Annotated in this window: 16 protein-coding genes and 1 pseudogene; 8 read left to right on the top strand and 9 right to left on the bottom strand. The window is 60.0% G+C overall.

What is annotated here, in order from left to right; genetic code table 11:
* From ACM62Q_RS10720 to ACM62Q_RS10705, 4 genes are all read left to right on the top strand, one after another.
* The coding region (locus tag ACM62Q_RS10720) for a hypothetical protein (protein WP_415036389.1) at positions 1-329 on the top strand (329 nt) is incomplete at its 5' end.
* Between the two features lie 149 nt (positions 330-478).
* Positions 479-2,401: a molecular chaperone HtpG gene (gene htpG, locus ACM62Q_RS10715; RefSeq protein WP_415036387.1), complete on the top strand. Its 1,923-nt coding sequence runs from the start codon at positions 479-481 to the stop codon at positions 2,399-2,401.
* Between the two features lie 30 nt (positions 2,402-2,431).
* On the top strand, positions 2,432-2,644 hold the full coding sequence (locus ACM62Q_RS10710) for a DUF3820 family protein (protein ID WP_415036385.1): 213 nt from the start codon (positions 2,432-2,434) through the stop codon (positions 2,642-2,644).
* 36 nt (positions 2,645-2,680) lie between these two features.
* Positions 2,681-4,468 (top strand): GspE/PulE family protein, encoded by a 1,788-nt coding sequence (locus ACM62Q_RS10705; protein ID WP_415036383.1) that lies wholly within the window; start codon positions 2,681-2,683, stop codon positions 4,466-4,468.
* Positions 4,469-4,501: 33 nt separating this feature from the next.
* Here ACM62Q_RS10705 and ACM62Q_RS10700 read toward each other — a convergent pair whose 3' ends face one another.
* Both ACM62Q_RS10700 and nth read right to left on the bottom strand, forming a co-directional pair.
* Positions 4,502-4,933, bottom strand: coding sequence for a DUF1841 family protein (locus ACM62Q_RS10700; protein ID WP_415036381.1), 432 nt, complete (start codon positions 4,931-4,933; stop codon positions 4,502-4,504).
* A 54-nt stretch (positions 4,934-4,987) separates the two neighbouring features.
* A complete protein-coding gene (gene nth, locus ACM62Q_RS10695; RefSeq protein WP_415036379.1) occupies positions 4,988-5,620 on the bottom strand; it encodes an endonuclease III in 633 nt (210 codons plus the stop codon).
* A gap of 191 nt (positions 5,621-5,811) precedes the next feature.
* On the opposite strand from nth, the gene ACM62Q_RS10690 reads away from it, so the two are divergent.
* Together ACM62Q_RS10690 and ACM62Q_RS10685 are read left to right on the top strand one after the other, a co-directional pair.
* Positions 5,812-6,852 carry a cytochrome-c peroxidase gene (locus ACM62Q_RS10690; protein ID WP_415036377.1) on the top strand — a complete coding sequence of 347 codons (1,041 nt, stop codon included), beginning with the start codon at positions 5,812-5,814 and terminating at the stop codon, positions 6,850-6,852.
* Positions 6,849-9,446 (top strand): EAL domain-containing protein, encoded by a 2,598-nt coding sequence (locus ACM62Q_RS10685; protein ID WP_415036375.1) that lies wholly within the window; start codon positions 6,849-6,851, stop codon positions 9,444-9,446. Before ACM62Q_RS10690 ends, ACM62Q_RS10685 begins: the two co-directional genes overlap by 4 nt.
* On the opposite strand, the gene ACM62Q_RS10680 is transcribed toward ACM62Q_RS10685, so the two are convergent.
* The 7 genes and pseudogenes from ACM62Q_RS10680 to ACM62Q_RS10650 all read right to left on the bottom strand — a co-directional run bounded on the left by ACM62Q_RS10680 (position 9,430) and on the right by ACM62Q_RS10650 (position 17,025).
* On the bottom strand, positions 9,430-10,524 hold the full coding sequence (locus ACM62Q_RS10680) for an RNA methyltransferase (protein ID WP_415036373.1): 1,095 nt from the start codon (positions 10,522-10,524) through the stop codon (positions 9,430-9,432). The genes ACM62Q_RS10685 and ACM62Q_RS10680 overlap by 17 nt on opposite strands.
* A gap of 447 nt (positions 10,525-10,971) precedes the next feature.
* Positions 10,972-11,343, bottom strand: a pseudogene (locus ACM62Q_RS10675) (RnfABCDGE type electron transport complex subunit B); the annotation flags it as partial.
* Between the two features lie 11 nt (positions 11,344-11,354).
* Entirely contained in the window at positions 11,355-12,404 is a 1,050-nt protein-coding gene (locus ACM62Q_RS10670) for a quinone-dependent dihydroorotate dehydrogenase (protein WP_415036371.1), read from the bottom strand.
* A gap of 35 nt (positions 12,405-12,439) precedes the next feature.
* Entirely contained in the window at positions 12,440-13,153 is a 714-nt protein-coding gene (locus tag ACM62Q_RS10665; protein ID WP_415036369.1) for a glycerophosphodiester phosphodiesterase family protein, read from the bottom strand.
* On the bottom strand, positions 13,153-14,445 hold the full coding sequence (locus ACM62Q_RS10660; protein ID WP_415036367.1) for an extracellular solute-binding protein: 1,293 nt from the start codon (positions 14,443-14,445) through the stop codon (positions 13,153-13,155). Before ACM62Q_RS10660 ends, ACM62Q_RS10665 begins: the two co-directional genes overlap by 1 nt.
* Positions 14,446-14,506: 61 nt before the next feature.
* Positions 14,507-15,151 (bottom strand): two-component system response regulator NarL, encoded by a 645-nt coding sequence (narL, locus tag ACM62Q_RS10655; protein WP_415036365.1) that lies wholly within the window; start codon positions 15,149-15,151, stop codon positions 14,507-14,509.
* Complete coding sequence (locus tag ACM62Q_RS10650; RefSeq protein ID WP_415036363.1) at positions 15,148-17,025, bottom strand: histidine kinase; 1,878 nt, start codon at positions 17,023-17,025, stop codon at positions 15,148-15,150. The genes narL and ACM62Q_RS10650 overlap by 4 nt, the downstream gene beginning before the upstream one ends.
* A gap of 248 nt (positions 17,026-17,273) precedes the next feature.
* Here ACM62Q_RS10650 and ACM62Q_RS10645 point away from each other — a divergent pair, with 248 nt between their 5' ends.
* Together ACM62Q_RS10645 and ACM62Q_RS10640 are read left to right on the top strand one after the other, a co-directional pair.
* Positions 17,274-17,534 carry a chaperone NapD gene (locus ACM62Q_RS10645; RefSeq protein WP_415036361.1) on the top strand — a complete coding sequence of 87 codons (261 nt, stop codon included), beginning with the start codon at positions 17,274-17,276 and terminating at the stop codon, positions 17,532-17,534.
* 45 nt (positions 17,535-17,579) lie between these two features.
* A partial coding sequence (locus ACM62Q_RS10640; RefSeq protein ID WP_415036359.1) for a molybdopterin-dependent oxidoreductase occupies positions 17,580-18,823 on the top strand: 1,244 nt, incomplete at its 3' end.

Genomic DNA, 18,823 nt, shown 5'->3' with positions numbered 1-18,823 from the left:
GAAACAGCAACGCGCCAATGATAGTGAGCACCTCGCTCGCGAAAGTAGGTCACCGCCAGGCACCCCATAAAAAACCCTCGCTAGAAACACTGGCGGGGGTTTTTGCGTCTACAAAGCAAAATGGTTGCCAGAGTAAAGTACCTGCAAAACTTAACGCGGATCAAAACGGATCGCGCGGAATGACGCGGATGAAGATCAAAAGCAGTGCTTTTTTATATTGCACACCACCCAACTCGGCGGGTGTGCGTACTCGTAAGCAATTCGCACCCAATTTGTTTTTATCCGCGTCAATCGGTGTCATCCGCCGCATCCGCGTTCAAGCCTGTTGAAGTTTTCATTTTGAGATTACGCCACGGTTTTTGCGGATTTTTGGTTTTGGCAAGAAAATTCTCTTGGGGATTTCCTTCTCTCAGGCTTGAAATCGCCTGAACCAACCCGATATGAGCCAAGTTGCTTAATTTTTTTCGGGAGTTCCACGATGGCAGAAACGACGCAGACCCAAAGCGAAACCTTGGGTTTTCAGGCTGAGGTCAAACAGCTGTTGCATTTGATGATTCATTCCTTGTACAGCAACAAGGAGATTTTTCTGCGGGAATTGATTTCTAATGCTTCGGATGCCTGCGACAAGCTGCGCTTTGAGGGCATCCATAATGCTAATCTCTACGAAGACGATAGTGAGCTGAAAATCCGCGTCAGTTTTGATAAGGCGGCGCGGACCTTGACGGTGTCGGATAACGGGATTGGTTTGTCGCGCGAGGATGCGGTGGCGCATCTGGGGACGATCGCGAAATCGGGGACCAAGGAATTTTTTGCGCAGTTGACCGGCGACCAAGCCAAGGATTCGCATTTGATCGGCCAGTTCGGTGTGGGTTTTTATTCTTCCTTCATCGTGGCGGACAAGGTGACGGTGATTTCCCGCCGCGCCGGTCTGACGGCCGATCAGTCCGTGCAATGGGAGTCGGCGGGCGAAGGCGAATATACCGTGACGCCGGTGAATAAGTCCGGGCGCGGCACCGACGTGATTCTGCATCTGCGCGAAGGCGAGGATGAACTGCTCGGCGGCTGGCGCTTGAAATCCATCATCCGCAAATACTCCGACCACATCATGCTGCCCATCCTGATGCAAAAGGAAAGCTGGGATCAGGAGAAAGGCGAGCAGGTCATTAGCGATGAACTGGAAACGGTGAATCAGGCCAATGCCCTGTGGACGCGCAGCAAGTCGGAGATCGAGGACGAGCAGTATAAGGAGTTCTATAAGCACGTCGCGCACGATTTTGAAGACCCGCTGTGCTGGACGCACGCCAAGGTGGAAGGCCGGCAGGAATATACGCAACTGCTCTACATTCCGGCGCGTGCGCCGTTCGATTTGTGGGATCGCAATGCGCGGCACGGACTGAAGCTTTATGTGCGGCGCGTTTTCATCATGGATGACGCCGAAAAGCTGATGCCGCTCTATCTGCGTTTCGTGCGCGGCGTCGTCGATTCGGCCAATCTGCCGCTCAACGTGTCGCGCGAGATTCTGCAGGAATCGAAAGACATCGACACCATCCGCTCCGGCTGCACGCGCAAGGTGCTGTCCATGCTGGAAGGGCTGGCGAACAGCGAAGAGGCGGCGGAAAAAGAAAAATACGCGCAATTCTGGAACACCTTCGGCGCGGTGCTGAAAGAGGGTGTCGGCGAGGATTTTGCCAACAAGGACAAGATCGCCGGCCTGCTGCGCTTTGCTTCCACGCATGGCGATGGCGACCAGCAGATCGTGTCGCTCGCCGATTACATCGCCCGCATGAAGGACGGCCAAGAAAAGATTTACTACGTGACGGCCGACAGCTTCAAGGCTGCGCAGAACAGCCCGCATCTGGAAATTTTCAAGAAAAAAGGTATCGAGGTATTGCTCCTCTCGGATCGCGTCGATGAGTGGGTGGTCGGCCATCTGACTGAATTTGAAGGCAAGCCGCTGCAATCGGTGGCCAAGGGTGGGCTTGATTTGGGTTCGCTGGAAGACGAGGCGGAAAAGAAAGAAGTCGAGAAAGCGGCGGATGAATACAAGGCCTTGCTGGAAAAAGTGAAAACGTCCCTGGGTGACAAGGTCAAGGACGTGCGTATCACCCATCGTCTGACCGAGTCGCCGTCTTGTCTGGTGGCTGACGAGCATGATCCGTCGGGCAATCTGGCGCGCATGATGAAAGCCGCCGGGCAACCGATGCCGAGCAGCAAGCCGATTCTCGAAATCAACCCACAGCATCCGGCGGTGGCGCGCCTGAAAACGGAAGAAACCCGTTTTGCCGATTGGGCCGAACTGCTGCTGGAACAGGCGACCCTGGCCGAGGGGGGGCAGCTCGAAGACCCGGCGGGTTTCGTGCGGCGCATCAATGAGTTGATGCTGGCGCTGTCTGGCAAATAAAAGCAACGGGGCGCAAGCCCCGTTTCATTCATGCATCCGGCAGATCTGCAACGTCTCGTCGACCTGGAAATGCCCTATGGCAAATACCAGGGACGCCGCCTTGCGGACCTGCCGGGGCACTATCTTGGCTGGTTTGCCCGTACAGGTTTCCCCAAAGGCGATTTGGGGCGCTTGCTGGCGCTGATGTACGAAATCGATCACAACGATTTGCGCGCGCTCTTGCAGCCTTTGCGCCGACGTTGACAGCGGCAGGCGAAACCCCGGTGGTATAGTTTCGCCATGTCGACACCTGCCACAGCCCCTTCCGCCCACGAGCATCGTCTCACTCTCAATGAAATTCTTGCCTGGTTGCAGGAAGACGGCTGGCTCGAGGCCGCTGAGGCAGAGCGTTTTAAAATCGAGTACCGCCTCAGCGGCGGCAAACAACATCCCTTGATCGCTCTGGGCGAAGCGCAAATACGTCACGGGCACCGTTTGTTGACGGTGGAAGTGCTCACCGAATGGCTGGCGAAGCGCTGCGGCTTGGAGTACTTCCACATCGATCCGCTGAAAATCGATTTCAGCGGTGTCGGCGACGTCATGTCGAGCGCCTACGCGGGACGTTTCAGCATCCTGCCGGTGCGCGTCACCGCCAGTGAAGTGGTGATCGCTACGGCGGAGCCGTTTTTGCGCGAGTGGGAAGCCGAGCTCAAGCACATTTTGCGCAAGGACATTCGCCGGGTGATGGCCAATCCGGTCGATATTGCGCGTTACCTGGTTGAATTCTTCAATCTCGCCAAATCGATCAAGAAGGCGACGGCCAAGGGAGAGTCGGCGAGCGGTTTGTCCAGTTTTGAGCAGCTGGTCGATCTGGGCAAGGGCAACCGTCAGTACGATGCCAACGACCAGCACATCGTGCATATCGTCGATTGGCTGTGGCAGTACGCTTTCGACCAGCGCGCCTCCGACATTCACATCGAGCCACGGCGTGAGCTGGGCATCGTGCGTTTTCGCATCGACGGCGTGCTGCATCAGGTGTATCAGATTCCGATGCCGGTGATGGTTGCCATGACCAGCCGCATCAAGCTTCTCGGGCGCATGGATGTGATCGAGAAACGCCGCCCGCAGGATGGTCGCATCAAGACGCGCACGCCGGGCGGGCAGGAGGTGGAATTGCGCTTGTCCACCTTGCCGACGGCTTTCGGCGAAAAACTGGTGATGCGCATCTTCGATCCGGAAGTGCTGGTGCGCGATTTCCGAGCGCTGGGTTTTTCCGAGGATGATCAGAGCCGCTGGCAGCAGATGACCCGCGCGCCCAACGGTATCGTTCTGGTGACCGGCCCGACCGGCTCGGGCAAGACGACGACGCTCTACACCACGCTCAAACAGCTGGCGACGCCGCAGGTGAACGTGTGCACCATTGAAGACCCGATCGAAATGATCGAAGCCTCTTTCAACCAGATGCAGGCCAATCCGGCGATCGAGCTGGGTTTTGCCGATGGGGTGCGCGCCTTGATGCGGCAAGACCCGGACATCATCATGATTGGTGAAATCCGTGATCTGGAAACCGCCGAAATGGCGATTCAGGCCGCGCTCACCGGCCACCTGGTGTTATCCACCCTGCACACCAATGATGCGCCCAGCGCCGTCACCCGCCTGCTCGACCTGGGCGTGCCGGCCTATCTCATCAGTTCGACCTTGCTCGGCATCATGGCGCAGCGCTTGATTCGCACGTTGTGCCCGCATTGCAAGCAAAGCGCGCCGATCAGCGAGGAAGAGCGGCAGGCCTGGCGCAGTCTGGTTTATCCGTGGAAAGCCAATGAACCGACGCATGTGCATCACGCCGTCGGTTGTCTGGAATGCCGCATGACCGGCTATAGCGGGCGGCTCGGGGTGTATGAGATTTTGCTCAACACGCCGGCGGTACGCGCCCAGATTCGCCCCGGCGCAGAAATTCCGCTTTTGCGCGAGCAGGCTTTTCGTGAGGGCATGCGCCCCCTGCGTATTTCTGGGGCGCTCAAGGTGGCGCAAGGGCTGACGACCCTGGAAGAGCTGATGAAGCAGCTGCCGCCGGCAGAGATGGAGTAAAGGCTAAAGCGAAAACTTCCGCCGGCTGAGCGTTCAGTCGGCCCGCGCCGCGCGCTCGATGGCCTCCAGGTAGGCCGGTGCATCGAGTGAGGTACCGCTGCTTTGCGCGCGCCAGAGGGTTTCGCCCAAGCATTCGAGGATCACATGTTCGGCAGCGTGCCTTTCCATGCGCTCACAAAGCGCCGCAAAAGCCGCGCGGATGCCGGGGGGCTGGTCAATGCTGATTTGCTCATGAATGGCCAGATGGAGCGATAAATGCAGAAAAGGATTCATTTGCCCGCCTTCTGGCCGCCATTCTTGCTGCATGGCGAGATCAGGGTGGGCGAGCAACTTGTGGTATTCGGGGTGGCGCGCGGCAATTTCAGCAGCACTGACTTCCGCGCCCAATAAAGGCTGTTGGGCGCAGTATTTTTGCCAGGCAGCGCAGAAGAATTGGCGAACCTGGTCGCGGCTCGGGTTAAACATGGGCAATCTCCAGAGGGCGTTGCGCTGGCCTCAGTGCGGCGGTGTGTGCGTGCATCATGCGGTTTTATCCGGCCAGGCGCACAGGTCGACGACGCGGCAGGTGGTGCAGCTTGGGCGGCGGGCTTTGCAGACATAGCGCCCATGCAGGATCAGCCAGTGATGGGCATTGAGACGAAAAACGGGCGGTGTGACGCGCAAAAGTTTTTTTTCCACCTCGAGCACGGTTTTGCCGGGGGCCAGCCCGGTGCGGTTGCTGACGCGAAAAATATGCGTATCGACCGCGATGGTGGGCTGGCCAAAAGCGGTATTGAGCACCACGCTGGCCGTTTTTCGGCCGACACCGGGCAGAGCCTCCAGAGCTTCGCGCCTACGCGGTACTTCGCCGTCGTGTTGTTCGAGCAAAATGCGGCAGGTGCTGATGATGTGCTTTGCCTTGCTGCGGTACAGGCCAATGCTGTTGATGTAAGCGCTCAAACCCTCCACGCCCAGCGCCAGCATGGCGGCGGCATCGGGTGCGGCAGGAAAAAGGCGGGCGGTGGCTTTGTTTACGCCAACATCGGTGGCCTGTGCCGACAAGATCACGGCAATCAGTAATTGAAACGGGCTGGCGTAGCATAGCTCGGTCCTGGGCTCCGGGTTGGCTTCCTGCAGGCGAGTGTAGAACGATGCGATGTCAGTTTTTTTCATGCCGCGAGAAATGCCGCGAGAAGTGCGCTGTCAGAAAATGGCAGCATTTTACCCGAGCGTCTTGGGCGGGGGACGATCGGGAATTTGGCCGCCCAATTGCTTGGGGTGAAATTAAGGTGAATCAAGAAAACCCCGGTGCTATCATGGACATCCTGTTTTGATGATTTGAGTTGCCCTGATTTTTGTCCGCCATGTTGAAGAAAAGCGCGCTTCTCCTTGTTGCTTTGCTATTTGCCGGCATGCTGGTGTGGGGGGTATGGCAAGGTCAGGGGGAACATTCCGGCGTGTCGAGCGCTTCATTGGAAGACAGTGTGCCGGCCCTGGGGGAAAGAAACGATATCGGTTTTGCCGCCTTGCGCCCCCTGGCGCGGGCGCAAGGCTTGGATCCGGCGCGCGTGGCGCTGGGGCGGCGGCTGTTTTCTGACACTCGCCTGTCGCGCGACGGGACGATCGCTTGTGTTTCCTGCCACCGTTTCGATTTGGCTGGGGCCGACGGCTTGCCGCGCTCTTTCGGTGTCGGGCGTGCCGAGGGAAACATCAATGCGCCCAGCGTTTTCAACAGTGATTTGAATTTCGTGCAGTTTTGGGATGGCCGCGCGGCCACGCTGGAAGAGCAGGCGGCGGGGCCGGTGCATAACCCGGTCGAAATGGCCTCGTCTTGGGCTGAAGTGGTGGTCCGACTCAACGCCGATAGCGAGTTGCGCGATGCCTTTGTTGCCGCTTATCCAGACGGGGTGACGGCAAAAAATATTGCGCAGGCGCTGGCCAGTTTCGAGCGTGCCTTGCGCACGCCGGGGGCGGCTTTTGACCGTTATCTGGGCGGCGAAGCGCGCGCCTTGTCGCCGCTGGCGCAGGAGGGCTACGAGAAATTTCGCGATTTTGGTTGCATCAGCTGTCATCAAGGGGTGCTGCTGGGCGGCAATATGTTCCAGAAGTTTGGTGTGATGGGCGATTACTTTGCTGCGCGCCCGCTGACGCAGGCCGACCTGGGGCGGTATAACGTCACTGGGCGCGAGGAAGACCGGCATGTTTTCAAAGTGCCCAGTTTGCGCAATGTGGCGCAGACCTCGCCCTATTTTCATGATGCTTCGGCCGCGACCTTGGCGGAAGCCATTGTGGTCATGGGGCGTTTTCAGCTTGGACGCGAATTGGCAGAAGAGGATGTGCGCGCCATTGGTGCCTTTCTGGAGTCCCTCAGCGGGCAGCTGGAAGAAGGCGTGGTGACGCCGTGAGCAGTCGTTTGGCAGTGCTGCGCGCCAGTCGCGGCTGGAAAATTTTTCTGTTCTGTACGTTGGCAATTTTGCTCACCTGGTTGTTCGTGCAGGCCGGCGAGATCGACGCCAAAGGGAATTTGCGTTATGCGCGCGCCGTGCACAATCTGCAGCATCACGATGAGCAGTTGAATGCGCGGGTCGTCGCCGCCTATGCCGGTCTGGTCGAAAACTACGATGGCATTCAGCATCATGGGCGGGAGATCAATACCAGTTTGCAGTTGTTGTCCGAGTTGCCCGCCTGGGTCAATGAAGAAGGGGCGCGGCGCTTGAACGGCAAGCTGGCCACCCTGCGCGAAGTGCATCAGCGCAAGCTGCGCGATGTCGATCAGTTTCAGCGCGACCATGCCGTGGTGCGTAATTCCACCCTGTATTACCCGGCGGCGGCCGAACAGTTACTGGCCGGTGCGGCCTGGTCGGGGCGTCAGCGTTTTGCCGATTTTTCCAGGCAGTTGCTGGCCTTGCGTTTGAATCGGCGTAGTGACCAGGTCAACATGGTGCATCTTGAAAATGAATTGCGTCAGCTCCAGGCGGCGGCGGATTCGCCCCAAATGCTGCCTTCCGTACTGGCGCATGCACAGGTTTTGATCCAGCGCGGGGCCAAACTCGCCTGGCGGGTTGATGACATTATTCACGCGCCGACGGCGGCGCAACTGGACGAATTCAGCCAGGAATATCAGGGGGTTTATCGTCAGGCGCTGGCACAAATGGATTATTACCGCCGCCTGCTTTATGTAATCTCCTTGTTGCTTGGTGCGTACGCGCTCTACGCTTTGTTGCGTATGGAGCGTGACCGGCGCGCTCTGGTGGTGGCGCATGACGATCTGGCGCAGCGTTACGCGGCGCAGCGCCGGGCTGAAGCGCAGCTGCAGTTGTACGGGCAGGTATTCACCTATGCCGGTGAGGGCATGATCATCACCGATATCCAGGGCGGCATCATTGCCGTCAATCCGGCCTTTTGCCGCATCACCGGCTACCCGGTGGAGGAGGTGCTCGGGCAGACCCCGGCCCTGCTCAATTCTGGCCGGCATCCGCCGAGTTTTTACCGCAACATGTGGCACATGCTCAAAGAAGGTGGGCACTGGCAGGGCGAAATCTGGAATCGACGTAAAGACGGCGGCGTCTACCCGGAATGGCTGTCGATCGCTGCCGTACATGACAGCGCCGGCACCCTGACCCATTACATCGGTGTGTTCATCGACATTACCGAGCGCAAGCAAAGCGAGGAAACCATACACCACCTCGCTTACCACGATGCGCTGACCGGTTTGCCCAATCGCATTCTTCTGGAAGACCGTATCAGCCAGGGGATACAGCAGGCGCGGCAGAACGGGCAGCAACTGGCGGTGATTTTCATCGATCTCGATCGTTTCAAAAACATCAACGACAGCTTAGGCCATGCGGTAGGCGACGAATTGCTGGTACAGGCGGCGCAGCGCGCGCTGAATGTGTTGCGCCCGACCGATACCCTGAGCCGCCAGGGCGGGGATGAATTTGTCGCAGTGCTGCCAGAATTGGACGATGCGCAAGAAGCCAATCATCTGTGCAGCAAACTGCTGGCCAGTTTGTGCCAGCCTTACCGCTTGGCCGGTCATGAGCTGACGGTGAGCGGTAGTGCCGGTATTGCGCTCTTTCCGGAAGATGGTGACAGCGTGTCGGAATTGTTGCGTAAGGCCGATGCTGCGATGTACCGGGCAAAAGATGAGGGGCGTAATACTTTCCGCCATTTTTCGTCCGAAATCAGTACCGCCACGCTGGGCGAACTGGTGATGGAAAACGAACTTTTTGGTGCGCTCGAAAGAAACGAGCTCTTCCTGCATTACCAGCCCAAGGTGGCGGCGCAAGACGGCCGCCTGGTCGGCGCAGAAGCCCTGATGCGCTGGCGGCATCGCGAACAAGGGGTGATCTCACCCTTGGTCTTTATTCCGCTGGCCGAAGAAAACGGCCTGATCGGCAGTTTTGGCGAATGGGCCTTGCGCACGGTGTGTGCCCAGCAGCGGGCCTGGCTCGATGCGGGCTACGAGGCTTTGCCGGTCGCCGTCAATATTTCGGCGCAACAGTTTGCGCAAAGTGAGCTGCCGGATTTGCTGGCCGACATTCTGGCGCAGTACCGCTTGTCGCCGCATTTGATCGAACTGGAACTGACCGAGTCGCTCCTCATGCGCAATGCAGCGCGAGCGGCGAGTGTGCTGGAGCGTCTGCGCGCCATGCAGATCCGGGTGGCGATTGACGATTTTGGTACGGGCTATTCCTCATTGAGTTATCTGCATCAATTCCCGGTGCACACCCTGAAGATCGACCGCAGTTTCGTGCGCCTGACCGACGAAAAAAATCCCGACGATAGCCCCAGCGAAGCCGCGCGTCTGGCCGCGGCGATCATCGCCATGGCGCATCAGCTGGGTCTGGAGGTGGTCGCGGAAGGTGTGGAAAGCGATGCCCAGGCGGCGTATTTGCAGGCCCACGCCTGTGATGTGCTGCAAGGGTATTTATACGGTCGGCCGCAGGCGGCGACGGAATTTGGCCAGCTATTGCGCCGCCTTAGCGAAAACGGCTGATGGGGGCGGGCGGTGTCGCCAGCGTTCGCGCGCGTAACTGACCGCAACCGCCCTCCACTTCTTGCCCGGCGGATTGACGCACGGCGACACGGATGCCGCGTTGGCGCAAATGCTGTACGAGTTGTGCGATGTGCTCGGCGCTCGGGCGTTGGTAGGCGAGGGCAGCGGTCGGGTTATAGGGAATCAGGTTGAGAATGGCATATTTGCCGCGGAGCAGGTCGGCGGCAGCGTCCATTTCAGCGAAGCTGTCATTGATGCCGGCGAGCAGCGTCCATTGCAGCTGGATCGGGTAAGTGGTGCGGCGAGCGTACTCTTCTCCCGCGTCAACCAGTTCGCGCGGACTCAGGCGCGGGGCGCGCGGCAGGAGTTCGGCGCGCAGCGCGGCATCGGTGGTGTGCAGGGAAAGCGCCAAGGCCGGTTTGACCGGGCCTTGCGCCAGAGCCTCGAAAATGCGCGGGTCACCGACGCTGGAAAACACCAGGTCCTTATGACCAAAGCCCCCCAGGCTGCCGAGCAGTTGTATGGTTTCCAGCACGTTGTCCAGATTGTGCGCCGGCTCGCCCATGCCCATGAACACCACCCGGCGCAGTCGCTGGTAGTGGCGGGCCAAGACAACCTGGGCCAGCATTTCTGGCGTGCTCAGCTGACGCAATAAACCGCTGCGCCCGGTCATGCAAAAACTGCAGCCGACGGCGCAGCCCAGCTGGGTTGAAATGCACACCCCGGCGCGCGGCAACAGCACGCTTTCCACCGTCTGCCCATCGTAGAGGCGGAGCAAGAGCCGCGTGCCGTCGCTACCGGGGTGTTCGGAAACCGGCTGGGCCAGCGCTTTCAGTGCCTCTTCAAGTGCGGGCAAGGCCGTGCGCAGGGACAGGGGCAAGAAATTTTCGGCCGCCTGTTTACGCGGGCCGTGATCGAGAGGCTGCCCGTGCAGCCAGGCACGTAACAGGCGTGCACGGTGCGCCGGGGCGGCACCCAGCGCCGCCAGCCGACGTTCGAGAGCGCCCAGGGTGGCGGGTACGCAGGCATCTGCGTTTATGTTTGCGCTGATGTTTGATGGGTCGGTAGAAAAATTCATGGCGGGGGTGGCGCGGCGTTATCGTGCATCGGATTCCGGTTTGAAACCCGTTCTTCAGGGCGGTGTGGAGGGTGAATGCTCCGGCCTGAAGGCCTGTGGCTAATCAGTGGCTTGTGCGGCTTGCGCACGGCGGGCATCGACGGCAGAAATTTCCGCCGCCTGCTCCTTGCTGAGTGTTTCGGTATTGCGGGGTTTGGCCTGGGCGCGCTGGGCTTGGGCGCGGGCCAGTGCAGCGGCAATGGCGGCTTTTTTGGCCGCTGCGGCAGGATTGGGTGCCGCCTCGGAATGCGTGCTCGGCGTGGCGGCAGTTTGGCTGAAGGCGGCCATGCGGGCCGATTTTTCGGCTTTTTTGCGCAGCAATCGCATTTGGCGGGCCTGGTAACGCAGCAGATAATGTTGCGCTCGCGCCGGGCTGTAGCGCGCAGAAGCCAGGCCACCCAATGCCGGTAAGTCGATGCACTCGACCGGGCAAGGCGGCAGGCAGAGGGCGCAGCCATTGCATTCGGCAGCGATGATGCTGTGCATCTGCTTGGCTGCGCCGACGATGGCATCCACCGGACAGGCCTGTATGCACAGGGTGCAGCCGATGCAGCGGGATTCGTCGATTTCGGCGCGCTGCGCCGGTGGCTCGGTTCCGGCAAGCGGCAGCAAGGGGCGGGCGAGCCGTTGCGCCAGGCGTGCAATGCCGGCGCTGCCGCCCGGCAGACAGCGGTTGTGTGCGGCACCCAGCGCCACGGCTTCGGCATAGGGCCGGCAACCGGGGTGACCACACAGGCCACATTGGGTTTGCGGCAAGAGTGCATCGATTGCCGCGATGAGCTCCGTCGTCATCAGCCTTTGCTACGCTGACGCAAGGCTGCGGCGGCGGCGAGGCCCATTTCCCCGATCAGTTCCGGGCCGCGGTAAATGAAACCGCTATACACCTGCACCAGGCTGGCTCCGGCTTCGATTTTGGCGGCGGCATCGGCACCTTTGAGAATGCCGCCGACACCGATGATGGGGAGCTCTCCGGCCAGCGCCTGGGAGAGTTTGCCGAGGACGGCGGTCGATTTGGCAAATACCGGCGCGCCGGATAAGCCCCCCGTTTCTTGGCTGTTGGGCAGATGTTCGACGCCTTCGCGCGACAAGGTGGTATTGGTGGCAATCACGCCATCGAAACGGTGGCGGCGCAGCGCATCGGCAATTGCCGTGATCTGCAAATCGTCGAGATCCGGGGCGATTTTGAGCGCCAGCGGTACGTATTTGCCGTGATCTTCAGCCAGTGCTGTTTGCCGCGCTTTGAGGCGGGATAGCAGTTCATCGAGGGCTTCGTCTTTTTGCAGTTCGCGCAGGTTTTTGGTGTTGGGCGAAGAGATGTTGACCGCCACATAGCTGGCCTGCGGGTAAACTTTTTCCAGGCAGACGAGGTAATCCTCGGTGGCTTTTTCCATCGGCGTGACGGCGTTTTTGCCGATGTTGATGCCGAGGATGCCGCCTTGTTTCGGGAAATTGGCGGCGCGCACGTTAGCAAGCAGGGCATCGACACCGGCATTGTTGAAACCCATGCGGTTGATGATGGCTTCGGCTTGCGGAATGCGAAACAGGCGCGGTTTCGGGTTGCCTTCCTGCGGGCGCGGGGTGACGGTGCCGATTTCGAGAAAACCGAAACCCAGTCCGGCCAGCGCATCGATGTGTTCGCCGTTTTTATCCAAGCCGGCGGCCAGCCCGACCGGGTTGGGAAAGCGCAGTCCCATGACTTCGACCGGATAGGCCGGGGCCGGTTTGGCGAGAATGCCGAGCAGGCCGGCCGATTTCATGGCGGACATGCCGCACAGGCCGATGCCGTGGGCGCGTTCGGCGTCTTGTGCGAAGAAAAATTGGCGAATCAGGGGGTAGAGCATGGCGGTTATTCACAGAAGCGGGCGCAAAGACCCGGTTAGAGGTTCGACAGCCGGTCGGGGCGGTCGGTAAAAAGGGCGCTGATGCCGCGCTGCAAGAGGCTGCGCGCCGCATCCGCATCATTTACCGTATAGCACAGGAGCGGTACCGCGTGCGCCTTTGCCTGCTCGAGCAAGGCGGCGTCCACGGCTGCGGCTGCGCAATGCAAGGTGCTGGCAGCCAGTTGGTGCAGATGATCCAGCCAATCCGGCGGCGGGGTTTCATAGAGCAGGCCGCGCCGGTAGTGCGGCAGTTTTTCCTGCATGACAGCGAGCGCCGTCAAGGAAAAGGAAGAAATCAGCATCTGCTCTGCCTGCGGCCAGAGCGTGGGCAGCTGCGCGGCGATGAGGGCGGCCGTGCGCTCGTCGGTGCCGGCGGCAGGTTTGATTTCGAGGTTGACCCAGAAGTCGTGCCGGGCGCAAAAATCGAGGGCTTCGGCCAGGCGCGCAATACGCTCACCTTGGCCGGCGTCCAGGGAAAATAGCAGTGCATCCGAGGTGTGCGCCACCGCGCCTTGGCCGTTGGTCGTGCGTTCCAGTGTTTCGTCGTGGATCAGGCAGGGCGTTTCGTCGCCGCTTAACATGACATCGAATTCAACGGCGCGGATGCCGCGTGCCAAGCTGGCGCGCAGCCCGGCCAGGGTGTTTTCCGGGGCCAGGCTGCCGCCGCAGCGATGCGCAATGATGCGCGGCAGCCTGAACCGGTGCGACATCAGAAGGGCTGGCTCTTTTTCAGGAGCGGATGCGCATTGAGCACCGAGTTGCCGCGCGCAACGGCGGTATCGAGCGCCGCCTTGGCAGGCTTTTTGTCGGTCCACACTTCATTGAGTTCTTCGTCGGCGATCAGGCGGGCGCGGTCGATGTTGACGAGGCGCGTACCGGGATCGTCGCTCTTGCCTTGCAAGGAAAGATAAGCCGCTTCCAGCATTTGCCGGCCGTCTTGCAGCAATTCGCTGGCCGCAGCTTTGCGGGCGGCGTCGGTGAGCGGCAAGCCGCCGTACTGGCGCACCAGTTCGACCTGGATTTTGGGCGAGAGCAGGAAAGAAACGAATTGTGCCGCGACCTTGTATTCTGCCGCCGGTTTGCCGGCACCGATCCACAGCGAAGGGCCGTTCGCCAGGCTGGGGCGACGTCCGCCGAAGACGTCGTCGTGGAAAGGCATGGGCGCGACACCGAGTTCGACGCCGCGCGCATCCTGGAAATTGGCATATTCGCGCGAATCGGTGGTGAGCATGGCGCAATGGCCGTCGCGGAATTGCTGGCTGGCTTCGTTGGTGTTGCCGAACAGGCGGAAGTAGCGGGCCTTGGTCCAGGTGGCCATCATGGCGACGTGCTTGACCTGCGGCAAGGCGTTGAATTTCAAGTTGCCCTTGTTATCCACCGCCGGGGTGCCGGACACGGCGCTGACATTGTCCAGATGCACCCAGGCCGGCCAGGAGGTCGAATAGGGGCAGTCGTAACCGGCGGCTTGCAGTTTGTCGAGGACGCCCTGCATTTCGAACCAGGTCTTCGGCGGCGCTTCCGGGTCGAGGCCGGCCTTGCGCAGGGCGTTCTTGTTGTAGAACAGTACCGGTGTGGAGTAAATGACGGGCAGCGCCACCACCTGTCCGCGCGCATCGGTGACGCCAGGGCGCAGCACTTCCGGCAAGGAGAGGGAAAGTTTTTGGCCGGCCTTGCTCATCATGCTGTGCAGCGGCACGAAATCCTTGGGCTGGCTCAAGGTGTCGCTCATCTGATAGCGGTTGATCAGGTTCAGGGTGGCCGGTTTGTCGTCTTTTTCCAGACGCATGAGTTTGATGTTCTGGCCGCTTTGTTCGCGGAAACGCTCGATCAGCTCGGCCAGGCGCGCCGCTTGCTCGTCGCTGAGATTGTGCGCCAGCGTCGGTTCGCTCGGCGCGGCCTTGCTGGCAGCGGGTTTGCTGGCCTTGGCCGGGGCTTTGGCAGCGGCGGGCAGGCTGAAAGTAAAGGCGAGGGAAAGGGCGAGAAACGCGGGGCGTAGTGACATGGATGACGACCTGACAGCAAAAAAGAGGCGCAATTATAGCGCGCGTGTTTTGTCTTTCACGCTAACTCAGCCCGTTGGCGACGGCCCATACCGCAGCCTCGACACGCGAGCGGAATTTCAGTTTTTTCAAAAGGTTACGGATGTGCACCTTGACCGTGCCTTCCATGATGTCGAGTTCGCGGGCAATCAGCTTGTTCGACAGACCAGCGGCCAGTTGCTTGAGAATGGTGGCTTCGCGTTCGGTCAGAGCGACCTGGCTGCGCTGTTCGACGATGCGTTCTTCGCGCAGCGCGGTAGCCAGCAGGCTGGTCAGTTCCGGGCTGATGGCGGTTTGCCCGTGCATGGCGGCATCGATCAAGGCGAGCATTTCGTCCGGCTCGTTATCTTTCAGGATGTAGCCGTCGGCCCCGGCGCGAATGGCGGCCACCAGATCCTCCGGCGCATTGGAGACGGTGACGAGGATGATGCGCGACTCGATGCCCAGGTCGCGCAAGGTGCTCAGGGTTTCGACGCCGCTCATGCCCTGCATGTTGAGGTCGAGCAGAATCAGGTCAGGATCGAGCTGGCGGGCGAGCTCGATGCCTTCCTGGCCGCTGGCGGCTTCGCCCGCCAGGCTAAAACTGTGTGCCAGTTCGAGTAGCTGGCTCAGGCCACGGCGAAACAAGGGGTGATCGTCGATGATCAGGACACGGGTGGTATCGGTCATGCGGTGCTCTCGGAATCGTTCTGGCGGTAGTGTTGCGGGGTGAATTGCAGCTGAATGCGGCAGCCCCGCCCGGGTTGGGAATCCACCTCGAGCGTGCCGCCCAGGATATGCGCCCGGTCGCGCATGATGGCGGTGCCGAAATGGTTGCTCGGCACGGCCCCGGGGTCGAAGCCGCGCCCGTCGTCAAAGATGTGGATTGTAACGCGCCGGCTTTCATCGACGCCGATATCGAGTCCGGCCCGCTGGGCCTGGGCGTGGCGCTCGGTATTGGAGAGCGCCTCGCGAATGATGCGGATGATGTGCATCTCCTCGTTGGCCGAGAGCACAAGCCCGGACATGGTGTTGTTGACGCTAAGTGGCGTGCCGATTTTTTTGGAAAATTCGGCCACGGTGCTTTCCAGCGCGGACTGGAAACCGCCCTCGTCGATACGCAGGCGAAAAGTTGTGATGAGTTCGCGCAATTCACGGTAGGCGCTGCTCAATCCGGTTTTCAGTTCGCTCAGGATGTCTTGCGGGTTGCGCGCCTCGTTAATGCATTTTTCTAAGCGGGTGACCTGAATTTTCAGGTAACTGAGCGATTGGGCGATCGAATCGTGCAGCTCGCGGGCAATTACGTTACGTTCTTCAAGCACGGCCAGGCGGTGCTTTTCTTCGGTGCGGCGCATGTTGAGCAAGGCGTTCGAGACATGGTGGCCGACGGTTTCCACGATGCGCGCTTTTTCCGGCGAAAGGGCAGTGCCTGGCGGCAGCTGGATGGGCAAGGCGCCGAGCTGGCCGCTGCTGTCGCCAATCGGCAAAATCACCAGGCTATGTTGCGCCGCTTGCTCGCTCAAAGGCTGGCGCGAGCGGATGAAACAGTTGCGGCAATCCATCTGCCGGCAGCACTCTTCGGCCTCGCCGGCGCTGAATTCGCCGATCACCGTGCGCGCCGGAAAATGGCCATGCTCGCTGATGCACAGCAGGGTGTTGCCGATCGCCAGTGCTTCGCCGACTTCAGCGAGAATCGATTCCAGCTGATCGAGCGTGAGGTCGCTGGCTGAAAGTTGCTGGCTGACGCGGTAAAGGAGTTCAAGCGATTGCTTGCTTTGCGTCAGCGCCTGTGTTTTTTCCGCCACCTTTTCTTCCAGGTGGGCGTACATGCTGGCAATTTCGCTGATCATGGTGTTGAAGGCGCGTCCCAGTTGCCCCAGCTCGTCGGCGGAAACGTGCTGCACGCGGGCGCTGAAAGAGCCGCGCGACACCGTTTTGGCGGCTTGCAAAAGCTGCGCCAGCGGCTGCACCAGATGGTGATGCAAGAGCCAGATGGTGATCGAGCTGATTAAAACGATCACCGCCAAAAGCCCCAGCTGGATCACGCGCAGCAGTTTGGCGCGGCTTTCCAGCTCGTCTTCGATGAGGCGTACGATGTCGTCGATATCGTCGACAAAATCCGGAATTTCTCGGGTGGCGGCCGAGAGTTGCTCGGAATGGCCGTTGGCAATGGCCATTTCCAGGGGGCGAATCTGGTTTTCCCAGCGCAGCAGCAGATTGCTCAAAGCACGGGCAGAAGGGGCGTCGGGCGAGGATTTGTTGGCGGCAAAACGCTCCAGCCAGAGGAGCCGGCGCTCGATCTTCAGAACGGTTTCCAGCGCCTGATTGCGTTTTTCTGGCTGCAGCAATTCGCTCAAAGTACGAAAACTGAGCATGCGCAAAGATCCGGAGACGTTGACTGCGCTTGCCCGGCCGCTGATGTCCTCGGCAATCATGGTGGAAATCAGGATGGAGATGATGGACAGCAGCGCCAAAAAACCCATGAGCGCCCCGATGCGCAGCAGCACCGAATGGCGTAAAGCCGGAAAGGAAGCGGAAAGTAGCTCAGAGCGCAGGCGCAGCATGGAAAAATTTTGGTGTAGTCATGATCTAAATGGGTGTAGCGCCACGCGCCGCCCGGCCAAGGGAGGGATTGTGCATGAGTTTGATTTCATTACGAAAGGAAAAAGCGGAGTAAGTGATCTGCTACCTCTTAAGGCGTAGTTATCTAGTTAACCCCCGCGCCGGGTAGGGGTATGCACCGCCGGCGGGCCTGACTAGGATGCCAGCTATCCGCTAACCGTGGCCTTTTCCGGCCTTGCCGAGGTGTTTCATGAATCTGTCCAGCGTCATTGTCATTCCGCATCCCGAGCATGTCGAATCGGTGTGCGCCGCCCTTGCGGCACTGCCCGGCGTCGAGGTGGCGCTGGTGTCGCCGGAGGGCAAGATCATCATCACCATCGAAACGCAAACCGACGGCGAAACCGTGCGCTGCTACGAAATCGTCAGTCAGCTCGATAAGGTGTTGTCGGCCTCGATGGTGTATCACCAGCAAGAAGATGCACCTGAAACCGAAATTACCGTGGCGGCCTGATCGTTACGTTGAAGCTGAAATTTTTCGAAATCTGAGGAGAGAAAAATGTCTGAAGTAAAAATGACGCGGCGTGATTTCATCAAAAGCAATGCCGTGGCCGCCGCCGCGGTGACCGCCGGTGTGGCGGCCCCCGGCACCTTGTTGGCGCAAGAGCGCGCCGCTGACGGCATTCGCTGGGACAAGGGGGCTTGCCGTTATTGCGGTACCGGTTGCGGCGTGCTGGTCGGCACCAAGGAAGGGCGCATCGTGGCCACGCAAGGCGACCCGGATGCGCCGGTGAATAAAGGGTTGAACTGCGTCAAAGGTTACTTCCTGGCAAAAATTCAGTATGGCAAAGACCGTTTGACCCAGCCTATGCTGCGCATGAAGGATGGCAAGTTCGACAAAAACGGCGAATTCGCGCCGATTTCCTGGGAAAAAGCCTTCGACATCATGGCCGAAAAGGTCAAGGCCACGCTGAAAGACCCCAACCAAGGGCCGCGCGGCGTCTGCATGTTTGGTTCCGGGCAATGGACGGTGTGGGAAGGTTATGCCGCCTCCAAATTGTGGAAAGCCGGGCTGCGCACCAACAGCATCGACCCCAACGCCCGTCACTGCATGGCCTCGGCCGTCACCGGTTTCATGCGCACCTTCGGCATCGACGAGCCGATGGGCTGCTACGACGACATCGAAAACGCCGACGTGTTCGCCCTGTGGGGATCGAATATGGCGGAAATGCACCCGATTCTCTGGTCGCGCATCACCAACCGCCGCCTGACCGCCAAGCACGTCAAGATTCACGTGCTCTCCACCTTCAGCCACCGTTCCTGCGAACTGGCCGATAACGAGCTGATCTTCAAGCCGCAGTCCGATCTGGCCATCCTCAATTACATCTGCAACTACATCATCCAGAACAAGGCGGTGAATGAGGCTTTCGTCAAGAAGAACGTCGGCTTCTTCAAGGGCGTCACTGACATTGGTTATGGTTTGCGCCCCAATCACCCGCTGGAGCAGGCCGCCGGCAACAACGGCTATCCCGGCCCGGACGGCAAGCCCAAGGGCGACCCGAACAAGCACACGCCAATCAGCTTCGAGGAGTTCGCCAAGTTCGTCTCCGAATACACGCTCGACAAGGCGCACGAGATTTCCGGCGTGCCGAAGGACCGCCTGGAGGCGCTGGCCAAGGCCTATGCCGATCCCAAGGTCAAGGTCACCTCCTTCTGGACCATGGGTTTCAACCAGCACACGCGCGGCACCTGGGTCAATAACATGATCTACAACGTGCATCTTCTGGTGGGCAAGATTTCCGA

This window comes from Azonexus sp. (assembly GCF_047638095.1).
Classification (GTDB): domain Bacteria; phylum Pseudomonadota; class Gammaproteobacteria; order Burkholderiales; family Rhodocyclaceae; genus Azonexus.
Note: the sequence above shows the minus strand (reverse complement) of the source record. Positions and strands in the feature narration are given on the sequence as shown.

What these genes read in the sequence shown, in the direction of transcription:
- htpG (WP_415036387.1), top strand. Translation starts at nt 479, where the DNA reads ATGGCAGAAACGACGCAGACCCAAAGCGAAACCTTGGGTTTTCAGGCT.
- ACM62Q_RS10710 (WP_415036385.1), top strand. Translation starts at nt 2,432, where the DNA reads ATGCATCCGGCAGATCTGCAACGTCTCGTCGACCTGGAAATGCCCTAT.
- ACM62Q_RS10705 (WP_415036383.1), top strand. Translation starts at nt 2,681, where the DNA reads ATGTCGACACCTGCCACAGCCCCTTCCGCCCACGAGCATCGTCTCACT.
- ACM62Q_RS10700 (WP_415036381.1), bottom strand. Translation starts at nt 4,933, where the DNA reads ATGTTTAACCCGAGCCGCGACCAGGTTCGCCAATTCTTCTGCGCTGCC.
- nth (WP_415036379.1), bottom strand. Translation starts at nt 5,620, where the DNA reads ATGAAAAAAACTGACATCGCATCGTTCTACACTCGCCTGCAGGAAGCC.
- ACM62Q_RS10690 (WP_415036377.1), top strand. Translation starts at nt 5,812, where the DNA reads ATGTTGAAGAAAAGCGCGCTTCTCCTTGTTGCTTTGCTATTTGCCGGC.
- ACM62Q_RS10680 (WP_415036373.1), bottom strand. Translation starts at nt 10,524, where the DNA reads ATGAATTTTTCTACCGACCCATCAAACATCAGCGCAAACATAAACGCA.
- ACM62Q_RS10670 (WP_415036371.1), bottom strand. Translation starts at nt 12,404, where the DNA reads ATGCTCTACCCCCTGATTCGCCAATTTTTCTTCGCACAAGACGCCGAA.
- ACM62Q_RS10665 (WP_415036369.1), bottom strand. Translation starts at nt 13,153, where the DNA reads ATGTCGCACCGGTTCAGGCTGCCGCGCATCATTGCGCATCGCTGCGGC.
- ACM62Q_RS10660 (WP_415036367.1), bottom strand. Translation starts at nt 14,445, where the DNA reads ATGTCACTACGCCCCGCGTTTCTCGCCCTTTCCCTCGCCTTTACTTTC.
- narL (WP_415036365.1), bottom strand. Translation starts at nt 15,151, where the DNA reads ATGACCGATACCACCCGTGTCCTGATCATCGACGATCACCCCTTGTTT.
- ACM62Q_RS10650 (WP_415036363.1), bottom strand. Translation starts at nt 17,025, where the DNA reads ATGCTGCGCCTGCGCTCTGAGCTACTTTCCGCTTCCTTTCCGGCTTTA.
- ACM62Q_RS10645 (WP_415036361.1), top strand. Translation starts at nt 17,274, where the DNA reads ATGAATCTGTCCAGCGTCATTGTCATTCCGCATCCCGAGCATGTCGAA.